This window comes from Bacillus sp. Je.9.29.b (assembly GCF_051129925.1).
In the GTDB taxonomy this organism is placed as follows: Bacteria; Bacillota; Bacilli; order Bacillales; family Bacillaceae; genus Bacillus; species Bacillus safensis.
This window is the reverse complement of the sequence record NZ_JBCPSO010000006.1, coordinates 210,499-231,235: the sequence shown is the minus strand read 5'-3', so window position 1 is coordinate 231,235 and position 20,737 is coordinate 210,499. Positions and strand designations below refer to the sequence as shown.

At 40.7% G+C, this 20,737-nt stretch carries 22 protein-coding genes and 1 riboswitch; of the genes, 20 read left to right on the top strand and 2 right to left on the bottom strand.

Annotated elements, in window-relative coordinates:
• Positions 1-66: 66 nt before the first annotated feature.
• The 3 genes from sigX to AAZR19_RS14115 all read left to right on the top strand — a co-directional run bounded on the left by sigX (position 67) and on the right by AAZR19_RS14115 (position 2,445).
• A complete protein-coding gene (gene sigX, locus AAZR19_RS14125; protein WP_024422837.1) occupies positions 67-675 on the top strand; it encodes an RNA polymerase sigma factor SigX in 609 nt (202 codons plus the stop codon).
• Entirely contained in the window at positions 587-1,693 is a 1,107-nt protein-coding gene (locus AAZR19_RS14120; protein ID WP_076841004.1) for a sigma X negative regulator, read from the top strand. The genes sigX and AAZR19_RS14120 overlap by 89 nt, the downstream gene beginning before the upstream one ends.
• A gap of 104 nt (positions 1,694-1,797) precedes the next feature.
• Positions 1,798-2,445 (top strand): M23 family metallopeptidase, encoded by a 648-nt coding sequence (locus AAZR19_RS14115; RefSeq protein ID WP_226014589.1) that lies wholly within the window; start codon positions 1,798-1,800, stop codon positions 2,443-2,445.
• A gap of 35 nt (positions 2,446-2,480) precedes the next feature.
• On the opposite strand, the gene serA is transcribed toward AAZR19_RS14115, so the two are convergent.
• Positions 2,481-4,055, bottom strand: coding sequence for a phosphoglycerate dehydrogenase (serA, locus tag AAZR19_RS14110; RefSeq protein WP_024422834.1), 1,575 nt, complete (start codon positions 4,053-4,055; stop codon positions 2,481-2,483).
• Between the two features lie 287 nt (positions 4,056-4,342).
• A riboswitch (FMN riboswitch) is annotated at positions 4,343-4,473 on the top strand.
• A gap of 144 nt (positions 4,474-4,617) precedes the next feature.
• Between serA and AAZR19_RS14105 the strand changes: the two genes are divergently transcribed.
• Positions 4,618-5,199, top strand: a complete 582-nt coding sequence (locus AAZR19_RS14105) for an ECF transporter S component (protein ID WP_041109656.1) — start codon at positions 4,618-4,620, stop codon at positions 5,197-5,199.
• Positions 5,200-5,233: 34 nt separating this feature from the next.
• Here the strand turns inward: AAZR19_RS14105 and AAZR19_RS14100 are convergent, their stop codons facing one another.
• A complete protein-coding gene (locus AAZR19_RS14100) occupies positions 5,234-5,482 on the bottom strand; it encodes a ferredoxin (protein ID WP_008361239.1) in 249 nt (82 codons plus the stop codon).
• A 267-nt stretch (positions 5,483-5,749) separates the two neighbouring features.
• Between AAZR19_RS14100 and AAZR19_RS14095 the strand changes: the two genes are divergently transcribed.
• The 16 genes from AAZR19_RS14095 to rpsA all read left to right on the top strand — a co-directional run bounded on the left by AAZR19_RS14095 (position 5,750) and on the right by rpsA (position 20,724).
• Positions 5,750-6,802 carry a helix-turn-helix domain-containing protein gene (locus AAZR19_RS14095; RefSeq protein ID WP_218677300.1) on the top strand — a complete coding sequence of 351 codons (1,053 nt, stop codon included), beginning with the start codon at positions 5,750-5,752 and terminating at the stop codon, positions 6,800-6,802.
• The gene (locus AAZR19_RS14090; RefSeq protein ID WP_218677299.1) at positions 6,795-8,303 is read left to right on the top strand and encodes a RecQ family ATP-dependent DNA helicase; all 1,509 of its coding nucleotides are present in this window, start codon (positions 6,795-6,797) and stop codon (positions 8,301-8,303) included. Before AAZR19_RS14095 ends, AAZR19_RS14090 begins: the two co-directional genes overlap by 8 nt.
• A complete protein-coding gene (locus tag AAZR19_RS14085; RefSeq protein ID WP_041109653.1) occupies positions 8,300-8,941 on the top strand; it encodes a CPBP family intramembrane glutamic endopeptidase in 642 nt (213 codons plus the stop codon). The genes AAZR19_RS14090 and AAZR19_RS14085 overlap by 4 nt, the downstream gene beginning before the upstream one ends.
• The gene (locus tag AAZR19_RS14080; protein ID WP_041109652.1) at positions 8,886-9,674 is read left to right on the top strand and encodes a LysM peptidoglycan-binding domain-containing protein; all 789 of its coding nucleotides are present in this window, start codon (positions 8,886-8,888) and stop codon (positions 9,672-9,674) included. The genes AAZR19_RS14085 and AAZR19_RS14080 overlap by 56 nt, the downstream gene beginning before the upstream one ends.
• A 64-nt stretch (positions 9,675-9,738) precedes the next feature.
• Positions 9,739-10,194, top strand: coding sequence for a DUF2663 family protein (locus tag AAZR19_RS14075; protein ID WP_041109651.1), 456 nt, complete (start codon positions 9,739-9,741; stop codon positions 10,192-10,194).
• 86 nt (positions 10,195-10,280) lie between these two features.
• The gene (locus AAZR19_RS14070) at positions 10,281-11,069 is read left to right on the top strand and encodes a metallophosphoesterase (RefSeq protein ID WP_076841009.1); all 789 of its coding nucleotides are present in this window, start codon (positions 10,281-10,283) and stop codon (positions 11,067-11,069) included.
• A 165-nt stretch (positions 11,070-11,234) separates the two neighbouring features.
• Positions 11,235-11,813 (top strand): genetic competence negative regulator, encoded by a 579-nt coding sequence (locus AAZR19_RS14065; protein WP_024428080.1) that lies wholly within the window; start codon positions 11,235-11,237, stop codon positions 11,811-11,813.
• A 196-nt stretch (positions 11,814-12,009) separates the two neighbouring features.
• Positions 12,010-13,284, top strand: coding sequence for a Glu/Leu/Phe/Val family dehydrogenase (locus tag AAZR19_RS14060; protein WP_007500982.1), 1,275 nt, complete (start codon positions 12,010-12,012; stop codon positions 13,282-13,284).
• Between the two features lie 124 nt (positions 13,285-13,408).
• Complete coding sequence (locus AAZR19_RS14055; protein ID WP_041109649.1) at positions 13,409-14,380, top strand: YpdA family putative bacillithiol disulfide reductase; 972 nt, start codon at positions 13,409-13,411, stop codon at positions 14,378-14,380.
• 155 nt (positions 14,381-14,535) lie between these two features.
• On the top strand, positions 14,536-15,192 hold the full coding sequence (gene prsW / locus AAZR19_RS14050; protein WP_024422824.1) for a glutamic-type intramembrane protease PrsW: 657 nt from the start codon (positions 14,536-14,538) through the stop codon (positions 15,190-15,192).
• A gap of 134 nt (positions 15,193-15,326) precedes the next feature.
• Positions 15,327-16,238 (top strand): spore cortex-lytic enzyme, encoded by a 912-nt coding sequence (gene sleB, locus AAZR19_RS14045; protein ID WP_434703537.1) that lies wholly within the window; start codon positions 15,327-15,329, stop codon positions 16,236-16,238.
• 16 nt (positions 16,239-16,254) lie between these two features.
• Positions 16,255-17,604, top strand: coding sequence for a germination protein YpeB (gene ypeB / locus AAZR19_RS14040; RefSeq protein WP_041109647.1), 1,350 nt, complete (start codon positions 16,255-16,257; stop codon positions 17,602-17,604).
• Between the two features lie 102 nt (positions 17,605-17,706).
• Positions 17,707-18,354 carry a flagellar brake protein gene (locus tag AAZR19_RS14035; RefSeq protein ID WP_041109646.1) on the top strand — a complete coding sequence of 216 codons (648 nt, stop codon included), beginning with the start codon at positions 17,707-17,709 and terminating at the stop codon, positions 18,352-18,354.
• Positions 18,355-18,417: 63 nt separating this feature from the next.
• Positions 18,418-18,600, top strand: coding sequence for a YpfB family protein (locus AAZR19_RS14030; RefSeq protein ID WP_041109645.1), 183 nt, complete (start codon positions 18,418-18,420; stop codon positions 18,598-18,600).
• 71 nt (positions 18,601-18,671) lie between these two features.
• Entirely contained in the window at positions 18,672-19,349 is a 678-nt protein-coding gene (gene cmk / locus AAZR19_RS14025) for a (d)CMP kinase (protein WP_024428083.1), read from the top strand.
• Positions 19,350-19,572: 223 nt separating this feature from the next.
• On the top strand, positions 19,573-20,724 hold the full coding sequence (gene rpsA, locus AAZR19_RS14020) for a 30S ribosomal protein S1 (RefSeq protein ID WP_024422818.1): 1,152 nt from the start codon (positions 19,573-19,575) through the stop codon (positions 20,722-20,724).
• Positions 20,725-20,737: the final 13 nt, after the last annotated feature.

Below are 20,737 nucleotides of genomic sequence, written 5' to 3'. Positions count from 1 at the left end.
ATAAAGTTGTAATGTAACGTTTTATAAGAGTCACTCGACAAAAATAAGTGAACGGAGGGGTTTCCTATGCATGAAACCTTTCAAAAAATATATGATTCGTACCATCAAGATTTGTACCAGTTTTTATTTTATATGGTTAAAGATAAAAATCAGGCAGAGGATCTCGTACAGGAGGTTTACATTCGGGTACTTCACTCATATAAAACTTTTGAAGGAAGAAGCAGCGAGAAAACATGGCTGTTTTCAATTGCAAGGCATGTAGCGATTGACTGGTTTCGCAAGCAGCAAACCATAAGACAACGGGTACTCGGCACGTTTGATTGGGATAAGCAGGATGTAAAAGACCCAGACTTGCTCCCAGACGAACTGGCTGTACAGGATGAAAATACTAAAGAAATTTATGCCGCGCTTGATCACTGCACGATTGATCAAAGAGCTGTCATCATTTTAAGGTTTATCCAGGGCTACTCAATCATGGAGACGGCAAAGGCGCTAAAGTTCTCGGAAAGCAAAGTCAAAACAACGCAGCACCGAGGCCTGAAAGTGCTCCGAAAACATATGGAGCTTTTGAAGGAGGAGCTAGTGAATGAAAACGAACAGGTCCGATTGGAGCGAAGAACGAATCAAGGTGTTACTAAGTCAGCTTCCAAAGGTGGAGGACAACCGTTCATCTAAGCAGATATACCAGCAGGTGCTGATGGCAAGCGGGAAGAAAAAGAAAAGTGTCAAATGGATCGGTCCAGCGGTGGCAACCGTTGTGGTTTTATTTATGGCGTTTTTAATTTCTCCTCATTTATTTCAGCCGGCTGCTCAAGAACAGCATAAACAGATGAAAATGGAATCAAGTGCTGACAAAGGACAGGCAAATGCCACATTAGAGCCGGTCAAACAGGCAAATGGTACCACACACGTTGTTTCTCATGAAGACAAGCAAAAGTATATGACGGTTGCATACATAGATGAATCGACATCTCAAGTGGTTCCTATTAGTATTGAAAAAGAGAATGAACATGGCCATTTGCAGGAAATGATGAACACATATGAACAGGTGCAGCTGCCTGAAATGACAAAGCCTCTTCAATCATATCTTGAGATGGTGGATCTTCGTGAAAATGGGAATACACTTGTTTTTCAGTTAAAAAATGATTTGTCCCTTGATACGATAAAGGAAGCCAATCGATTTAAAGATATGGTAAAAGAAACGCTCAAATGGAGCAGATATAAACAAGTGGAGGTCAGGTCAGTCAAAGGCTCTCATCTTCAATTAGGGACTAGCAGCTTTGGCACGATATCAATTGATAAACAAACGAGGAAAGCTTATTACGTGCTAGAAAATAAGAGCGGGACTTTTTTGGTGCCCTCAAAAACACATTATTCTACTTATGAAGAAGCGGTAGAGGCCATGAAACGCACGAGTGATTCTGGACTTGAACCATTAATTAAAGAAGAACCCATTAAAGAAGTGACATCAAAAGGTAAGCATGTAACCATCACGTTTGGAGCATCAGCACAATTATCGGACTCAATTAATCATACTCTACTCATTGAAGGTCTGCTGCTCACAGCGAAAGATTTTGGTTTTACAGATGTCACCATTCAATATGCAGGAACAGATCAAGTAGGACCATATGAATTAAATGAACCAATAGAGGTACCGGCTCTGCCGAATCCAGTTGTCATAAAAGAACGTTAAAGGACGCAAGCATTTCATTGCGTTCTTTTTTGATGTATAGAAAATGGTCTTCTTGCTGTATACTAAGCTGTCATGAAAAGAACCTCAAAGAAGGGGAGTCACTGATGAAAAGGTATTGCTTCATAGGTGCCAGCTGTTTTTTGCTCTTGATCTTAGCGCCATTTGCCCATGCGCAGAAGACAACCGAATGGGTGGAACCAGTGAAAGGAGAAGTCACTGACTTGTTTGGGACAAGGGGCGGCTCGCATAAGGGATTAGATATAGCTGCGCCAGAAGGAGAATCCATTTTTGCTGCAAGTGAAGGTGTGGTCACGCGTTCGTATGTATCGGCTACATATGGAGAAGTTGTATTTATTCAGCATCCAAACGGATATGAAACCGTCTATGCTCATTTACACGAGCGTTTTGTGAAAAAGGGTGACCATGTACAAGCGGGACAGCCGATTGGCATAATTGGCAACACAGGAGCCTCCAGAGGCACTCATTTGCATTTTGAGGTACATCGTGGAAATTGGTCAGTCAGCAAAAAGGATGCAATAGATCCGCTCAAAATGATTGCTGTAGAACGTTTCCAAGAGCCGGCTCTTCATGTAAATGGACATGAAAAAAATACATATGTCATTAAACAAGGGGATACCCTTTGGTCGATAGCAAAGGCGCATGAAATGACTGTGGAACAGTTGAAAAAGATCAATGAGCTGACCACTCACCTCATTCGAACAGGAGACCGTTTAATGGTTTCAACAAAATAAACCTCATGCAAAAGCATGAGGTTTATCACAGTTTTTTATAGATCAATCAGGCGGACAGAAAGAATATCCTGCACTTCAGTTAATTTTTTCACAATTTCGTCCTCAAGATGCTTGTCGAAAGAAAGCATCATAATGGCTTCGCCGCCTTTTTCTTTACGTCCCACCTGCATTGTTGCGATGTTGACATCATGGTCGCCTAAAATCTGTCCAACCTTTCCAATCACACCAGGTGCATCTGTATGCTGGATGTAGACAAGGTGTCCATCTGGGTAAAAATCAATATTAAAGCCATTAATAGAAACAACGCGTTCCCCTAAATGCGGGATGTAAGTCGCTTTTAGAGTAAAGGTTGAAAGATCACCTTTGACTTCAATAGAAATACTGTTTTCGTAACCAGATTCGCTGGAAGAAATTTTTTCACTAAAGCTAATGCCTCGTTCTTTTGCGACCATTCCAGCATTTACTTCATTCACAGTCGAATCAACACGCTCTTTTAAAAACCCTGACAGGAGACTCTTTGTGATAAAGGATGTTTCGAGTTTTGAAATAGAGCCTTCGTAAGAAATGCCTACTTCTTTTACAGGTTCTCTCATGGATTGAGAGACAAGACGTCCAAGTTTTCCTGCAAATTGATGATAAGGCTGAATCTTTTTAAACTCGTCTTTTGTCATCGCTGGTAGATTAATAGATGACATGACAGGAAGGCCTTTAGCAAATTGAAGGACTTCTTCAGATACTTGCGCCGCTACATTTAATTGTGCTTCTTTTGTAGAGGCACCAAGATGCGGAGTTGCAATGACGTGTGGATGATCCACAAGCGGATTATCAGTTGGCGGTTCTACCTCGAATACATCGAGTGCAGCTCCCGCAACATGGCCGCTTTCAAGTGCCTCAAGAAGGTCAGCTTCGTCAATAATGCCGCCGCGCGCACAGTTTACAAGGCGAACACCTTTTTTCGTTTTTGCAATCGTTTCTTTATTGAGAAGTCCTCGTGTTTCTTTTGTTAATGGCGTATGTACAGTAATAATATCTGATACTTCGAGTACTTCATCAAGTGATTTCGCATTGACGCCAATTTTTTCTGCACGTTCCTTTGTGAGAAATGGGTCAAACACGTTGACTGTCATGCCAAATGCTCTTGCACGCTGGGCGATTTCACTTCCGATTCTGCCTAAGCCGACAATCCCAAGAGATTTTCCGTAAAGCTCAGCACCAACATAAGCACCTCTGTTCCATTCTTTTGATTTGACAGAAATATTGGCCTGCGGAATATGACGCATAAGTGATGAAATCATAGCAAACGTATGCTCAGCTGTCGAGATCGTATTACCGTTTGGTGCATTGATTACAATGACGCCATGCTTGGTCGCTTCATCAATGTCAATATTGTCTACTCCCACACCAGCACGGCCGACAATTTTTAATGAAGTCATTTTTTCATAAAGCTCTTTCGTTACTTTCGTGGCACTTCTGACAAGTAAGGCATCAAACGTGTGTAATTCATCTTCTGCTTCTGCTACATTTTTTTGGACAATTTCAACAAAATCTGATTCTAAAAGTGGTAGAAGACCATCATTGCTCATCTTATCTGAGACTAATACTCGAAACATCGTAAGATTTCCTCCTAAAATAAACGTCATAAATATCTGATAATTTACCATATTCCTTTTCACTGTGTCAATCAAATTAAAGCAGTAAAGTGAAAAAGAAAACACGAACATTTCTTTGTGTCTTTATAAAGAATGAACACCTTTAAACAAAAGATAACCAATTTTTGCGCATTTGTCATTATAATTTTTGTGTTTTTTACGATTTCTTAAAACTGATGAATTTGCTCAGGATTTTTATCTGTACAAATGCTCATATATCATATATAATGATGTCGAATTGAATAATGATCAATCTTCGGGGCAGGGTGTAATTCCCTACCGGCGGTGATGAGCATAGTCTCTAAGCCCGCGAGCCTTTTTGGCAGGATTCGGTGTGATTCCGAAGCCGACAGTATAGTCTGGATGGGAGAAGATGGAGGTTCGTAAACGTTGAAAACATTGATGTTCACACGTTTATTTGTCTAGCCCAATTTCCCCGCTCCTGTTTTCAAGGGCGGTTTTTTTGTGGCTAAAATGGAACAATCCTCTTTTCGAAAGATTTGATCGAAAAGGAGAGAGAATATTGAATCAAAGTAAAGTAAAGCGTTTAGTTGTTACCAGTATGCTCAGCAGTATTTCGTTTGTGTTAATTTTATTGGATTTTCCTTTCCCGGGTCTTCCAGCGTATTTGAAAATTGATTTCAGTGATATCCCGGCGATTATTGCGATTTTAATTTATGGACCGGGTGCAGGGATTGCTGTTGAGGCATTAAAAAATGTACTGCATTACCTCATTCAAGGCAGTATGTCCGGTGTTCCTGTTGGGCAAGTCGCGAACTTCATTGCAGGCACATTATTTATCTTGCCAGTCGCCTTTATGTTCAAAAAAATCAAATCAGCAAAAGGGATGGCATGGTCTATGATCGCGGGTACATTGCTTATGACTGTGATGATGAGTATTTTAAATTACTTCTTATTCCTGCCAGCTTACACATGGTTCTTAAACGCGCCAGAACTATCTGATCATGCGCTCAAGACGACCATTACAGCAGGGATCTTACCATTTAACTTTATTAAAGGAATCATCATTACCATCGTGTTTAGCCTCATTTTTGTGAAAATGCGTCCATGGTTTGAAAATAAACGCCGACTTCAAAATAGTTAATATAAAAAAAGCCCCTGCATAAGGGGCTTTTATACTATTCGTGCTTAAGCGGGTCACCATCGAAAGATTCGTCCGCAACTTTGATTGAATCTGTTGGACATCCTTCAAATGCATCAAGCATATCTTCTTCAAGTACTTCTGGAACTTCTACAGTCCCTTGGTTGTCATCAAGCGTAACAAATGCAATGCCTTCATCATCATAATCATAAATGTCTGGAGCAGCTGCACCGCATGCGCCGCAAGCAATACATGTGTCTTTGTCTACAATTGTATATTTTGCCATGTTAAAAAAATACCTCCCAGATTGTTCGATGGAACAAATGGTCTAACCTTTTTAGTTTCACCGATAAAAAACAATTTCCTCAAACCTTATTGTAATGATTTTAATTTCACATTTCAACTGTAAAGTGATTGAGAATGCTTATCACATAAGGGTTTGTTCATAACTTTCCCCCACAAATTGAGTTTAAACATTTCTTCTTCTATGAAATCTGTTAAAATAAAGGGAGAAAATATTCGAATTTTGTCAGGAAGACAGGTGCTTTGGCGAATGACTCTTCATTACTTGGATGTCATGTTAATGGACAGCGTATATAAATTGAACGGCGAACGCTCCATAAGTGCTGTCTACCATCTTTTTAAAGGGAAAAAATCATCACAAACCATACAGGATGCCAGTTTGTTTCAGCTTTCAAAGTATTTCGGCTGTTACCCGGGGTTTACGAGGAATCAGCTGAATCGCTCTACTATAAAACTTGACGAAAAGCACTACATCAAAAAAACAGGGGAGACATTCACTGTTACAGATGCAGGACAGCATATGCTAAACCAGTATTTCTCAGAAAAACCGATGCCCGCTTATTTTCATGGTGCCAAATATCATGATAAAGCAAAGGTGCTATGGATGAGGCTCTCGTTACTTGTACAAGTGCTGTCTCACCATCTGGCTGGATCGCATCAATATGTCCCAATACAAAGAGATGTATCTGTACAAAGCTGGACGAAATCCTTCTTAAAACAGCATCACGAGAAGAATAAGCTTTCGGAAGAGCTGCATCATGAACTCGAAAAGCTCCTTAGCCGTATAAGTGATCAAGAGGCGCTGATATTTGTTTATTCATTGACCTCAAATGAAAGAATTGGGCGTACGTATCAGCAAATGGCAGAGTGGCTAAAAGAAGATGTGTGGTATGTGTACCTGCTTTTTTGGAATGTCCTCCATTATTTTATTCATGCTGCCCAAAAAGGTGAAGCGCAGGTCATGCAGCAGCTCGTAGGTGACCTTGAATTCAAACGCGTGCTAACAACCTCTACCCATAAAACGCTCGAGCTTGTGCAAAAAGGCTATGATATTGATCAGATTGCTCACATTCGTTCATTAAAAAAGGCAACGATCGAAGACCATATTGTCGAGCTTTCCATACATGAACCGAGCTTCTCAATAGAGCCGTATGTGAGCGAAGAAGAGCAGCAGGCCATTCATGCAGTAGCCAGGGAGCTTCAAACAAATAAAATGAAGCTGATTAAAGAAAAACTCGAACATCCATTTACTTATTTTCAAATACGATTGGCTCTGACAAGGATGGTGAAAGCAAATGGATAAGCTTCATCAGACGCTCATGCGATATTTTGGTTACGACTCATTTAAGGCAGGTCAAGAGAACATTATTCAAAGTGTACTGAATCAGAAAGATACGGTTGCCATGCTGCCTACTGGCGGCGGAAAGTCCATCTGCTATCAAATTCCCGGCTATATGACTGAAGGATTAGTTCTCATTATTTCGCCGCTGTTATCGCTTATGGAGGATCAAGTCGAACGAATGAAAATGCGCGGAGAAAAACGAGTGGCGGCACTGAACAGCACATTGTCTTTTCAGGAAAGGCGACATATCATTCGGCATTTGCCATCATATAAATTTTTATTTGTCGCGCCTGAGGCATTAATGTCAGAGGTGCTGCTAGAACAGCTCAAATCGATGCATATTGGTCTGTTCGTCGTCGATGAAGCCCATTGTATATCGGAATGGGGGCATGATTTCCGTCCGGAATATTCCAAGCTGGGAGAATGGAGAGAAGCGTTAGGTCATCCTGTCGCATTAGCACTGACGGCAACAGCAACGAAACAAACGCTAAAAGATACCGTGCAAACGTTAAGATTGCAGCATCCAGACTTTCATATCCATTCTGTCAACCGGCCAAACATCGCATTAGTCAAAGAAGCGCACGAAACGAAAGAAGCAAAAGAGAAACGGGCCATTGAGCTTGTGGAATTCCTGCAAGGCCCTGGCCTGATTTATTGCCCGACCCGGCAAATGACAGAAGATATGGCGCTCATAATGAAACAAAAAACCCATCAGCGTGTAGAGTATTACCATGGCGGGATGGATGCAGGAGACCGTATGCTTATTCAGCAGCAATTTATCAGCGGACAGCTTGACCTCATTTGTTGTACAAGTGCTTTTGGAATGGGAATTGATAAAGCAGATATACGATTTGTTATTCATATGAGCCCGCCGCAGTCAATTGAAGCATTTATGCAGGAAATTGGAAGAGCAGGACGGGACGGGAAAAAGAGTGTCAGCATTCTTTTATATACAGAAGAGGATGCGGACATTCAACAGCATTTAATACAAGCAGAGGGCTTTGATGAGCCAGAAATTAATTTCTTCTTAGCTAGGCTGACACAAATGCAGACAAATGATGAAAAGAAATTACGTGAACAATTGATGGAATCAGGGCTTCAGGAGACACGTGCAAGAATGCTGATCCATTATTACAGGATGTATCAGTCTGACGAGCCGCGTGTGCTCCTGGTGAAACTGAAAGAGAAATTGCAGGACAGACAAACAGAAAAACTGAGAAAAGTGTGGCAATTTAAAGAGCGAATCACAGATCATAGCTGCTTTAGACAATCTCTGTTATCATACTTTTACGAACAGCTTGATCAAACGGAGAGCGCATCCTCTGGCAGCTGCTGCTCTTCTTGCGGACTTGACCTGTCTGATTATGAAAAAAAAGATCAACCATTGGAGCTGAATGAAATGAAACACTGGAAGATCGTGCTGGATCGTATGTTTCATCTGACAAAAGAGGCGCAGCATTGATTGAACAACATCGCCGGATCATCGAAAAATTAACCGATCGACAAGTGGTAGAACAGCTGTATTTCACGCAGCTGCTGATGCTGGTCATTTCCTTTTTACTAGGTATATTTATGTTCGATCATTGGACAGATTTTACATCCCTTTGGGAGATCCAAGATGCGCGGATACTGACTTATGGAATTGGCGGCGCTGTGCTTGTGATCATCGTGGATGCGATTGTCATGAAGGTGTTTCCTGCTCATATGTATGATGATGGCGGTTTAAATGAAAAAATGTTCAAAAACCGCAGCATCCCGCATATTGTTTGGTTAACACTGCTCATCGCCTTTTCAGAGGAAATTCTATTCCGAGGGATCGTCCAGCAGCAATTTGGATTGGAAATTGCCAGTATTGTGTTTGCGCTCCTTCACTTTCGCTACTTATCAAAAATACTCTTGTTTATCCTTGTGGTTTCTATTAGTATTTTTTTAGGACTTTTATACGAGTGGACGGGGAATTTATTTGTTCCTGTCATGACCCATTTTGTCATTGACTTAGTCTTTGCTTGTCAAATTCGTTTGAAATATAGGGGGAGGGATGAACATGGAAGAAATGTCGAGAATGAAGAGAAAGAAGGAGCAGCTGACAAACATCCATGATGATGATGCAGAGGAAATTTTTGAAGAAGAAGTTCAGCCTTCAGATGACTCTCACTTTCCTACAAGAGAAGATTTCCATGAATATAAAAAGCAGCGCACGAAAAAGGTGCGAAATCCATTATTTACAACACTGGCTATTATCTTTCCTATTATCGTTGTCACAGTGTTCTTCCTTTTGATCTACTACACATCAAAGGAAATCAACCATAATAATAATCAAGATGTATATAATATTGATTCTACATCAAGTGCTGACACAGACCCAGTCCCGTCAGCACTTGTCGAAACGAAAAATGATTCTAATACTGATAAAGCGGATGCGTCTGATGATGAGAAGCAAAAAAAAGAGGAAGAAAAACAGCGATTGAAAGAAAAAGCTGAACAGAAGAAAAAAGAAAAAGCTGCTAAAGAGAAAGAAGAGCGTGAACAAGCAGCGAAAGAAAAAAAAGAACGCGAGAGAGCTGAAGCTGCCAAAAAGCGTGAACAGCAGCAGCTAGCCTTGCAAAAGCAACAGGAAGAGAAAAAAAGAAAAGAAGCCGAAGAGAAAAAGCAGCAGGAAGAAAAGCCAGTCCGTGTCGTACAGCACACTGTTGGTCCAGAGGAAAACCTGTATCGAATTTCAATGAAGTATTACAAAAACCGTTCGGGTGAAGAGAAAATTAGAGCCTATAATCATTTAAAAGGTAACAGCGTGTACAGTGGTCAAGTGCTAAATATTCCACTAGAAAACTAATCACCTGACATGAATGGAGAAGCACGCACATACATATGTAGAAAAAAGGGACAGGGTGTATGTGATGACATTGCACACAATCAGCCGATATATGGATCAGCCGACACAGAAGATGATGGAAACATTGATCAAAAGAAAGCATAAATATGAGGGTTTTGCCAAGCAGTGCAAAAGATGGCAATGGACAGCCCTTCTATCGCTGGCCATTCTTTTGTTTTATTTTGTGATCACGGCAAATGCGGGAGGCGGCTCGCTTCAGCCGGAAGCCATGATTGCAACACTGCTTGGTCATGAAGTATTTCTGTTTTGGATCATGGCCGAGGTCTTTGCTTTTTACGCCTCTTATTACTATAAGAAAAAAGAAGAAAAGGCTGAGGATGAATATCATCGGCTTAGATGTGAAATTATACAAAAAAGCACAGATTTATGGCCTCAATCAAATCAGTGGAAAGAGCGCGAGACGGTTTTTCACTTTATGCAGAAGCAATATGACATTAATCTCTATTATGAAAGTAAATAAATGAGAAAAAAGACGTTTAACAGTTGAAACGTCTTTTTTCTTTCAAGCGTCTTATGAAAGAAAGATACGTAAGGGAGCCATTTGTGATGAAATATGCCATCGGATTTACTGCCGCCATTGCGGCTGTTACAACAGGTGTGTGTGTAACGGCAAAAATGGTGAAAACGGCAAAACAAAACAACATCAAAAAGCATTATTTTACAATAGAAGCACTTCAATCAGATCGGCCTGCTGTCATTTTCTTTATTTCTGATACACACAGACGTCTCATCAGTGACACTTTATTAGCAGAAATCAGACAGGAAGAGCCAGATGTGATTATGATTGGCGGAGATTTAGCAGAAAAAGGTGTACCCTATGCAAGGATTGAAGAAAATGTGAAACGTTTATCAAGAATTGCGCCGGTTTATTTTGTTTGGGGAAATAATGATCATGAGCTGCACCAGCAAAGGTTTAAAGAGATTCTTCATGCATACAATGTCACGACTTTGCAAAATGAAACGGCTGTATGGAATTTCGAAGGCCAGCGAATCAAAATCGGAGGAATTGATGATATTCGGCTTGAAAAAGCAGATTATGAAGCCATACGGCCTGAGTTTGTGAAAGATGATGTCAATATTCTCTTATCACACAATCCAGATGTACATCATTTGATGAGTGAAGAAGAGGGAATCGACCTTGTCCTGAGCGGTCATACGCATGGGGGGCAGATCCGAATTGGGAAATTTGGTCCATATGAAAAAGGAAGAACAGGCCAGGTCAAGGGTGCGTTCTTTCTCATTAGTAATGGCTACGGGACAACAAAAATTCCCATGCGTCTCGGAGCAGAACCAGAAACCCATCTGATCTATTTAATGCCTCTAAAAACACGTTAACTTGCGGCACCCTCAATATTTTCCATAAAAGTCACCGTAAGCATAGCTTCATGCTTGTCTTCCGTCTTGACACAGTGTAAACTGAATACAAAATTAAGAACCTATGACTCATCATCTCATATACTACAGTATGATGTGTGTTTAGAAGAGGCAGGAGGGAACGTTATGCGACTGGAGCGTCTGAATTATAATAAAATCAAAATTTTTCTCACACTAGATGACCTGACAGACCGAGGTCTTACGAAAGAAGACCTTTGGAAAGATTCGTTCAAAGTCCATCAGCTGTTTAAAGACATGATGAACGAAGCGAATCAGGAGCTCGGTTTTGAAGCGAATGGACCGATTGCAGTTGAAGTATTTTCTCTTCAGGCGCAGGGGATGGTCGTCATTGTCACAAAGAGTCAGCAGGAAGATGCTGATGATGAGTTTGATGAAGATTACATTGAGATGCAAGTCAAGCTCGACGAGAGTAAGCATGTGCTCTATCAATTTGCCTCGTTTGAAGATGTGATTCAACTGTCCCATAGTTTAAGTCGTATTGGACTTTTAGGGGGTACAGTTTACCATTATGAAGGTCAATATTATCTCAGCCTGGATGATGTTGGAGAATTATCTGCTGATACAGTCATTTCGATTTTAGCAGAGTTTGGTTCACCTACGACACTCACCATTCACCGGCTAAAAGAATATGGAAAAGTGATCATGCAAGAAGATGCTGTGAAAACGATTCAAATGTATTTTTAATCACTTTTTTCTATTATATTTAATACTGTTGTGATGAAACAACAGTATTTTTTTATATCCTTTTTTATATTTATAAACGCTGATATTTTATTTTGATAAAAAACGCTTTTTACCTTTGCTTTACCAGTACGAAGGTGTATACTATTGCTTGAAAGGGAGCAGTAGATCATGAAAGATTTCTAGGGGGTTTATTTTAATGGCAGCCGATCAAAACGCCGCTCATAACGCAGAAGATAAGCTAGATGTTTTAAAGTCAACTCAAACCGTCATACATAAAGCGCTAGACAAATTAGGGTATCCGCAGGAAGTGTATGAATTGCTGAAGGAGCCAATTCGTCTATTAACGGTCAAAATTCCAGTACGTATGGATGATGGATCGGTGAAAATTTTCACTGGTTACCGTGCACAGCACAATGATGCTGTCGGTCCAACAAAAGGCGGAATCCGTTTCCACCCGAACGTTACGGAAAAAGAAGTAAAAGCGCTTTCAATTTGGATGAGTTTAAAATGTGGAATTGTGGATCTTCCTTATGGCGGAGGAAAAGGCGGTATTATCTGTGATCCAAGAGAAATGTCATTCAGAGAGCTTGAAAAACTAAGCCGCGGCTATGTTCGCGCCATCAGTCAAATTGTTGGACCAACAAAAGATGTTCCAGCACCAGACGTGTTTACGAACTCTCAAATTATGGCATGGATGATGGATGAATATTCTAGAATTGATGAGTTTAACTCGCCAGGATTTATTACAGGAAAACCAATTGTTCTTGGAGGATCACACGGACGTGATACTGCAACAGCAAAAGGTGTGACGATCTGCATCAAAGAAGCGGCGAAGAAAAAAGGAATTGACATTAACGGAGCTCGTGTTGTCGTACAGGGATTCGGGAATGCAGGAAGCTACTTAGCTAAATTCATGTATGATGCTGGAGCAAAAATCGTAGGGATTTCAGATGCATACGGCGGATTATACGATGAAGATGGTCTAGACATTGACTACTTGCTTGACCGACGTGACAGCTTTGGAACCGTCACTAAACTATTTAACGATACAATTACAAACCAAGAGCTGCTTGAGCTGGATTGTGATATCTTAGTACCTGCAGCCATTGAAAACCAAATCACAGAAGATAATGCGGCAAACATTAAAGCCAAAATTGTCGTAGAAGCAGCAAATGGTCCAACGACACTGGAAGGAACCAAAATTCTTTCAGATCGTGGTGTACTGCTTGTTCCAGACGTGCTTGCGAGCGCGGGTGGTGTAACTGTTTCTTACTTTGAATGGGTTCAGAATAACCAAGGGTTTTACTGGACAGAAGAAGAAGTTGAAACTCGTTTAGAAGATATGATGGTGAAATCATTTAATAATATTTATGAAATGGCGCAAAACCGCCGAATTGATATGCGTCTTGCTGCATATATGGTCGGTGTACGTAAAATGGCTGAAGCTTCTCGATTCAGAGGCTGGATTTAAGCGGCTGATTTGCATCGCGCCTTAAAATCTCCTATCCTTAAATAGGAGATTTTTTTATGGAATGGAACAAAGAATCAAACAGCCCAGCAATTGTTATTGCAGTGAAATGACAGGAGTGGAACAAATGAAACAAGAAAAAGCGATCATAATAGGAGGCGGCCCCTGCGGGTTATCAGCTGCCATCGCATTCAAGCAAATTGGGATTGATGCACTTGTGATTGAAAAGGGGAATGTCGTGAACAGTATTTATCATTACCCAACACATCAAACCTTTTTTAGTACAAGTGAAAAACTTGAAATCGGTGATGTCGCTTTTATTACTGAGAACCGTAAGCCCGTTCGTATTCAGGCACTTTCTTATTACCGAGAGGTCGTCAGACGAAAAAAACTGCGTGTGCATGCTTTTGAAAAAGTAAACGCCGTGACGAAACAAGATGGCCGTTTTACGGTGAGTACATCAAAAGACGACTATTCATGTGATTACGTCGTCATTGCGACTGGCTATTATGATCATCCAAACTATATGAATGTCAAAGGAGAAGACCTTCCCCACGTATATCACTATTTTAAAGAAGGACATCCATATTTTGATAAAGATGTGACGGTGATCGGCGGAAAGAACTCCAGTGTGGATGCTGCGCTAGAACTTGTGAAATGCGGAAGCAGAGTCACTGTGCTGTATAGAGGAACCGAATATTCATCCAGCATCAAGCCTTGGATTTTGCCAGAGTTTGAAGCGCTTGTCCGTAATGGAACGATTCGAATGGAGTTTGGCGCGCAGGTGAAAGAAATCACAGAAGAAGATGTGATTTTTACAAACCAGCAAGATCAAACGGATCGAGTGAAAAGTGACTATGTATTTGCTATGACTGGCTATCACCCAGATCATTCTTTCTTAGAAAAAATGGGTGTCAAGATTGATCCAGAATCAGGCCGTCCAGCATTTGATGAACAGACGATGGAAACGAATGTTGAAGGTATTTTCATTGCGGGAGTCATTGCTGCTGGTAATAATGCCAATGAAATTTTCATCGAAAATGGAAGATTTCATGGCGGACTCATTGCAGAAGAAATCAACAAAAGAATGAACGGATAAAAAAAGAACTGAACCCTTCAAAGGGGTTCGGTTCTTTTTTATATAAATTGGGATTATATAGAAAGATATTTTTAGAAAAATGGGCCCGAGTCATATAAAAAAAGGGTAAATCATGGTACGATAATGAAGGATAATGTAGGGAAAGAGGTCTGGTTATGATCGCAATCATCTCAGCAGGTTTAGCTCCCGGCATCGCACTTTTAAGTTATTTTTATTTGAAAGATCAGTACGACAATGAGCCGGTTCACATGGTCATCAGATCTTTTATGCTAGGTGTCATACTTGTGTTTCCAACCATGTTTATTCAATATGTCCTTCAAGAGGAAAATATCGCAACAAACCCTATCTTGATTTCATTTGTGACGTCGGGCTTTTTAGAGGAATCATTAAAATGGTTTATTTTAATGGTCAGCGTTTATGCACATGCCCAGTTTGACGAACACTATGACGGAATTGTGTATGGAACGAGTGTCTCACTTGGTTTTGCAACACTTGAAAATATCCTTTACTTAGTCGGTCACGGGGTCGAATATGCGTTTACCCGTGCTTTATTACCTGTATCAAGTCACGCATTATTTGGTGTTGTGATGGGTTTTTATATCGGAAAAGCCCGCTTCTCTGATAAAAAAGAGCAGCGCAAATGGCTGATCCTTTCTTTAACGCTCCCTGTGCTGTTTCACGGCCTGTATGATTTCATTCTATTAGGGATGAAAAACTGGGGATATATCATGGTGCCGTTCATGATTTTTTTATGGTGGTTTGGTTTAAGGAAAGCAAAAAAAGCCCGTGCGGTAAAAATGGTGCAAATTTAATTTTGGAAAACGTCCTATTTGTTTATAGGGCGTTTTTTTGTCTTTTCCATCCAATTCTCTCCTGTGTTGAATGTATAAAAATAGGGATCGGAAGAAACATATATTCAAACATCAAAAGTACAGGAGGATCAAATATGGATAAAGCTCGTTTCATGAAACAAATTGTTCTTATCTTCTCAATCGTTCTTCTTGCGTCTTCACTTTTGACAGCCAGTAAAAGTGAAGCATTCACCGGTCAAGTCATCCAGCGCGGGGCAACAGGAGAAGATGTAGTCGAGCTGCAAGCGCGGCTCCAATACAATGGGTTTTACAATGGCAAAATCGATGGCGTCTATGGCTGGGGGACGTACTGGGCCGTTCGCAACTTTCAAAGCCAATTTGGCATGAAGAAGGTCGATGGACTTGTAGGTCAGAAAACAAAAAACTTATTAGTTCAAAAGACGAAATACTACAAAGAGTTTGTTCAAAAGCAGCTGCAGCAAGGGAACCAGTTTACCCATTATGGCGGGAAGCCTCTTGATCAGCAAACAAAGGCTCCTGCGCAAAGAAGTTCGCAAAAAAAGACAGCCCAAGGTACAAACGAAAATCAAAAAAGTCAAAGTGGATCATCTGGGAAGCCTGGCAATCAGTCAGGCAGCCAGCAGGGAAATCAAACACCAAAACAAACAGCAGCCAACATGCCTGGTGGCTTTTCTAGTAATGACATTCAGCTCTTGTCGCAAGCTGTTTACAGTGAAGCAAGAGGTGAGCCGTATGAAGGACAGGTGGCCATCGCGTCCGTTATCTTAAACCGCTTGAACAATCCGACCTTTCCAAATACGATCGCAGGAGTCATTTTTGAACCGCTTGCGTTTACCGCTGTAGCAGATGGACAATTTTATATGACGCCAGATGAAACGGCAAAAAAAGCTGTATTTGATGCAATCAATGGCTGGGATCCATCTGAGAGCGCCATCTATTACTTTAATCCTGATACAGCAACAAGTCCTTGGATTTGGGGAAGACCACAAATTAAACGAATCGGGAAACATATATTCTGCGAATAAAAAGGGGTGTAAATAAATGATCAGAGGAATATTGATTGCTATTTTAGGAATTGCTGTCATCTCAACAGGTTACTGGGGCTATAAAGAACATCAAGAAAAAGACGCCGTGCTGCTTCATGCTGAGAACAACTACCAAAGAGCCTTCCATGATTTAACGTATCAGGTGGATCAGCTGCATGACAAACTGGGCGCAACACTTGCGATGAACAGCCAAACATCCATCTCACCAGCACTTGCAGATGTATGGAGAATGTCATCAGAAGCGCATAACAATGTCAGCCAGCTCCCTCTCACATTGATGCCTTTTAATAAAACGGAAGAATTTCTGGCGAATGTCGGAGATTTTAGCTACAAATCATCAGTCAAATCTTTATCAGATGAACCATTAAATAAAGATACACACAAAACCATTACAGCTCTATATAATCAAGCGTCAGATATCCAAAACGAACTTAGACAAGTGCAGCACCTCGTACTTAATAAAAACTTAAAATGGATGGATGTTGAAATGGCGCTCGCTGACGGCGATCGAAAGAACGACAACACCATCATTGACGGGCTGAAAACAGTCGAGAGAAATGCAGATGCATTTGCAGATGTCGATCTTGGGCCTACAAATGTGTCCACAGAAAAAGAAACACAAGGCTACAATCATTTAAAAGGCGATAAGATTACAAAAAAAGAAGCGATCCGCATTGCACAGCAATTCACACCCGACCATAATCAACATTTTAAAGTGAGAAAAAGCGGCAGCAAAACCAATCGCGACGTGTACAGCTTATCGATGTCTGATCCAGACAGCCATGCAAACTTTTACTTAGATTTAACTGAAAAAGGAGGACACCCAGTCTACCTTCTTCAGAATCGTGACGTGAAAAAACAGAAAATCAGTTTAAATGAGGCATCAGAAAAAGCACTCAGCTTTTTAAAGAAGCAAGGGTTTGACACAGAATCGTTCCATTTAGATGAAAGTGCACAATTTGATAATATCGGTGTATTTACCTATGTTCCTCTTCAGGAAAATGTTCTGCTTTATCCAGATAGTATACGCATGAAAGTCGCATTGGACGATGGTGAGGTTGTTGGGTTTTCAGCGAAGGATTACTTAACGAATCATAAAACACGAGACATTAAAGCACCTAAAATCTCGCAAAAAGAAGCGAAGAAAACATTAAATCAGCATGTAAAGATCGAAGATACTCATTTAGCGATTGTACAAAATGATATGTCAGAGGAAGTTCTGTGCTATGAGTTCCTCGGAACGATAAAAAACGATACGTATCGCATGTTCATTAATGCAGATACTGGAAAAGAGGAACGAGTAGATAAACTAAAAAACGCAGAACCTATATATAAAGACCTATAGAAGAGGAAACGAGGAAAAGGCTAATAAGTCTTTTCCTTTTGTTTTAGACATGGTTTAATATAGGAGAGGATACGATTTCACAGATGAAAAGAGTGATGAGGAATGTTACAAATAGGGGATGCAATCACAATTGAATATGTCAATGAGAACAAAGAAGTGAAAACAGCAAAATCGAAGGTTTTGGAAAATAATAACGATGATATTTGCATTAATTATCCAGCTGATCAAGAAACGGGACGCACCATCTACTTAAACCAGCAAACAGAAATCACCGTCTTCTTTTTTGACGAAAACCAAATTCCATACAAATGTACAAGCGAAGTCATCGGAAAAAGAAAAGAAGATATTCCGATGATTGTCATTTCCATTCCGCCAAAAGAAAAAATGATTCGCCTTCAGCGAAGAGAATATCTGAGAGTGGATACGATGGTCAAAGCTACTATCATGCAAACGGACGAAGAGGCCTTTGAGACGTTTATTGTGAATATGAGTGCTGGCGGCGTAGCAATCTCTGTTCCTGAGGGCGTGTCATTGAAAGAATATGGAGAAGTGGTCACAGAGTTTGAACTTCCCCTAAAAGAGCCCGTGAAAATAAAAGCGGTTGCAGAGATGAATCGAGTATATGAAGATGAACAGTCTGGCAAAACAAGAGCGATCATGGAGTTTTCAGAGATCACAAATGACCACCAGCAGCACATCATGAAATACTGCTTCCAGCAGCAGCTTTTAACACGTGTGAAAAAAGCATAAGAATAAAGGGTGTAAAAAGCTTCCATACTAGAGAGGAAAGAATCTAGCGTGGAGGCTTTTTGTATGAAGACAATGGAAAGATGGTTATTGAAAGTGGTGTTCATTCAGCTTGTTTTATTGCTCACCGTTCAGATCACACTTCATTTGACGAAAGGAGAACTTTTTTTGTCAAAAGTCGTGCAGTATGAGGGTGTGAACAACATGAGCATTGAAGAATGGATTGAAACGTTTAAGCAGAAGGATTGATAGAAAATTCCCCCGTTTGAGCGGTGATCGTGTTACAATTCATAAGGGAGATTCAATCAAGGAGAGGTATTATGAAAAAGAAATTATCTATTGCAATTGACGGTCCTGCAGCAGCAGGCAAAAGCACTGTGGCAAAAATTGTCGCAGCCAAAAAATCATATATTTATATTGATACAGGTGCTATGTACCGCGCGATTACACTTGCGGCACTCAATCAAGGTGTAGACCTTGAAGACGAACAGGCACTTGATTCATTACTGAAAAAAACGGTCATTGAACTAGTAACAACAGACGAGGGTCAAAAAGTCCATCTAAACAACACGGATGTCACAGAGGATATTCGCACAGACCGCGTAAGCAACCAAGTATCGGTTGTTGCAAAGCACAGAGCTGTTCGGGAAGAAATGGTCCGCAGGCAGCAAGAGCTTGGCAAACGAGGCGGCGTCGTTATGGACGGAAGAGACATAGGCACTCACGTACTTCCAGATGCTGAAGTGAAAATTTTCTTGCTTGCATCAGTAGAAGAAAGAGCAAAACGCCGCTTTGAAGAGAATCAGAAAAAAGGCTACGATGTCAATTACGATCAGCTGATCGAAGAGATTGCAAGACGCGATAAGCTTGATTCTGAGCGCGAAGTTTCACCTTTGAAGAAAGCAGATGACGCCATTGAAATTGACACCACTTCCCTTTCTATTCAAGAGGTGGCAGGGAAAATTTTAGATGCAGCAGACCGCGTGGAGAAACAGTAAGAAATTTTAGAAAACTTTTATAAGTTAGAGGTTTATCTCTTGACAAACAAGGTCTTTTATTAGAAGTTTATACTAATACTATTTTTATTGATCATTCAAGCAATTATATTGATTTGAATGTTTCTATAATACATATTCGGCTGGCAATCATCATGCTTAAGACACATATTCGCCCAGTCGTTTTAACTAAGCTGTGTAGGTTTGGACCAAGGAGGTTATCGAAATGACAGAGGAAATGAATCAAATCGATGTTCAGGTACCAGAGGTTGGAGATGTAGTGAAAGGGATTGTTTCTAAAGTTGAGGACAAGCATGTCAATGTAGATATCGTCAATGTGAAACAACCTGGTATCATCCCAATCAGTGAATTATCAAGTCTTCACGTTGAAAAAGCATCAGATGTCGTGAAAGATGGCGACGAGTTAGAGCTTAAAGTAACAAAGGTCGAAGACGATGCTTTGATTTTATCTAAACGTGCTGTTGATGCAGACCGCGCTTGGGAAGACCTAGAGAAAAAGTTTGAAACAAAAGAAGTATTTGAAGCTGAAGTAAAAGACGTTGTAAAAGGTGGTCTTGTCGTTGACATTGGTGTGCGCGGATTTATTCCTGCATCTCTTGTAGAAGCACACTATGTAGAAGACTTCACAGATTACAAAGGAAAAACACTCTCACTTGTCGTGGTAGAACTTGACCGCGAAAAAAATCGCGTGATTCTCTCGCACCGTGCAGTCGTTGAGCAAGAGCAATTAGACAAAAAGCAAGACTTCCTGCAAAAGCTTGAAGTAGGCAGTGTGATTGATGGTAAAGTGCAGCGGCTTACTGATTTTGGTGCATTTGTTGACATTGGCGGCATTGATGGATTAGTTCACATTTCTCAACTATCCCATGCGCATGTTGAAAAGCCATCTGACGTAGTAGAAGAAGGACAGGAAGTCAAGGTCAAAGTACTTGCTGTTGATCGTGATAACGAACGTATCTCACTATCTATTAAAGAAACATTACCAGGACCTTGGAGCCAAATTGGTGAAAAGGTAAAACAAGGTGATGTGCTTGAAGGAACCGTTCAACGTCTTGTGAGCTTTGGTGCATTTGTTGAAATTCTGCCAGGTGTAGAAGGGCTTGTGCATATTTCCCAAATCTCTCATAAACATATCGGCACGCCGCAAGAAGTCCTTGAAGAAGGGCAGACTGTGAAAGTGAAAGTGCTTGATGTGAATGAAGACGAAGAGCGCATTTCACTAAGCATCCGTGATTTAGAAGAAAATCCTGAAAAACAAATCGAAGAGGATTATCGTCAATATCAGGCGAAAGAGGAAAACACAAGCGGCTTCCAGCTTGGTGACCTGATCGGCGATAAACTCAATAAACTAAAATAATTTGGTGATCAAA

What these genes read in the sequence shown, in the direction of transcription:
- sigX (WP_024422837.1), top strand. Translation starts at nt 67, where the DNA reads ATGCATGAAACCTTTCAAAAAATATATGATTCGTACCATCAAGATTTG.
- AAZR19_RS14120 (WP_076841004.1), top strand. Translation starts at nt 587, where the DNA reads ATGAAAACGAACAGGTCCGATTGGAGCGAAGAACGAATCAAGGTGTTA.
- AAZR19_RS14115 (WP_226014589.1), top strand. Translation starts at nt 1,798, where the DNA reads ATGAAAAGGTATTGCTTCATAGGTGCCAGCTGTTTTTTGCTCTTGATC.
- serA (WP_024422834.1), bottom strand. Translation starts at nt 4,055, where the DNA reads ATGTTTCGAGTATTAGTCTCAGATAAGATGAGCAATGATGGTCTTCTA.
- AAZR19_RS14100 (WP_008361239.1), bottom strand. Translation starts at nt 5,482, where the DNA reads ATGGCAAAATATACAATTGTAGACAAAGACACATGTATTGCTTGCGGC.
- AAZR19_RS14095 (WP_218677300.1), top strand. Translation starts at nt 5,750, where the DNA reads ATGACTCTTCATTACTTGGATGTCATGTTAATGGACAGCGTATATAAA.
- AAZR19_RS14090 (WP_218677299.1), top strand. Translation starts at nt 6,795, where the DNA reads ATGGATAAGCTTCATCAGACGCTCATGCGATATTTTGGTTACGACTCA.
- AAZR19_RS14080 (WP_041109652.1), top strand. Translation starts at nt 8,886, where the DNA reads ATGGAAGAAATGTCGAGAATGAAGAGAAAGAAGGAGCAGCTGACAAAC.
- AAZR19_RS14075 (WP_041109651.1), top strand. Translation starts at nt 9,739, where the DNA reads ATGACATTGCACACAATCAGCCGATATATGGATCAGCCGACACAGAAG.
- AAZR19_RS14070 (WP_076841009.1), top strand. Translation starts at nt 10,281, where the DNA reads ATGAAATATGCCATCGGATTTACTGCCGCCATTGCGGCTGTTACAACA.
- AAZR19_RS14065 (WP_024428080.1), top strand. Translation starts at nt 11,235, where the DNA reads ATGCGACTGGAGCGTCTGAATTATAATAAAATCAAAATTTTTCTCACA.
- AAZR19_RS14060 (WP_007500982.1), top strand. Translation starts at nt 12,010, where the DNA reads ATGGCAGCCGATCAAAACGCCGCTCATAACGCAGAAGATAAGCTAGAT.
- AAZR19_RS14055 (WP_041109649.1), top strand. Translation starts at nt 13,409, where the DNA reads ATGAAACAAGAAAAAGCGATCATAATAGGAGGCGGCCCCTGCGGGTTA.
- prsW (WP_024422824.1), top strand. Translation starts at nt 14,536, where the DNA reads ATGATCGCAATCATCTCAGCAGGTTTAGCTCCCGGCATCGCACTTTTA.
- sleB (WP_434703537.1), top strand. Translation starts at nt 15,327, where the DNA reads ATGGATAAAGCTCGTTTCATGAAACAAATTGTTCTTATCTTCTCAATC.
- ypeB (WP_041109647.1), top strand. Translation starts at nt 16,255, where the DNA reads ATGATCAGAGGAATATTGATTGCTATTTTAGGAATTGCTGTCATCTCA.
- AAZR19_RS14035 (WP_041109646.1), top strand. Translation starts at nt 17,707, where the DNA reads ATGTTACAAATAGGGGATGCAATCACAATTGAATATGTCAATGAGAAC.
- AAZR19_RS14030 (WP_041109645.1), top strand. Translation starts at nt 18,418, where the DNA reads ATGAAGACAATGGAAAGATGGTTATTGAAAGTGGTGTTCATTCAGCTT.
- cmk (WP_024428083.1), top strand. Translation starts at nt 18,672, where the DNA reads ATGAAAAAGAAATTATCTATTGCAATTGACGGTCCTGCAGCAGCAGGC.
- rpsA (WP_024422818.1), top strand. Translation starts at nt 19,573, where the DNA reads ATGACAGAGGAAATGAATCAAATCGATGTTCAGGTACCAGAGGTTGGA.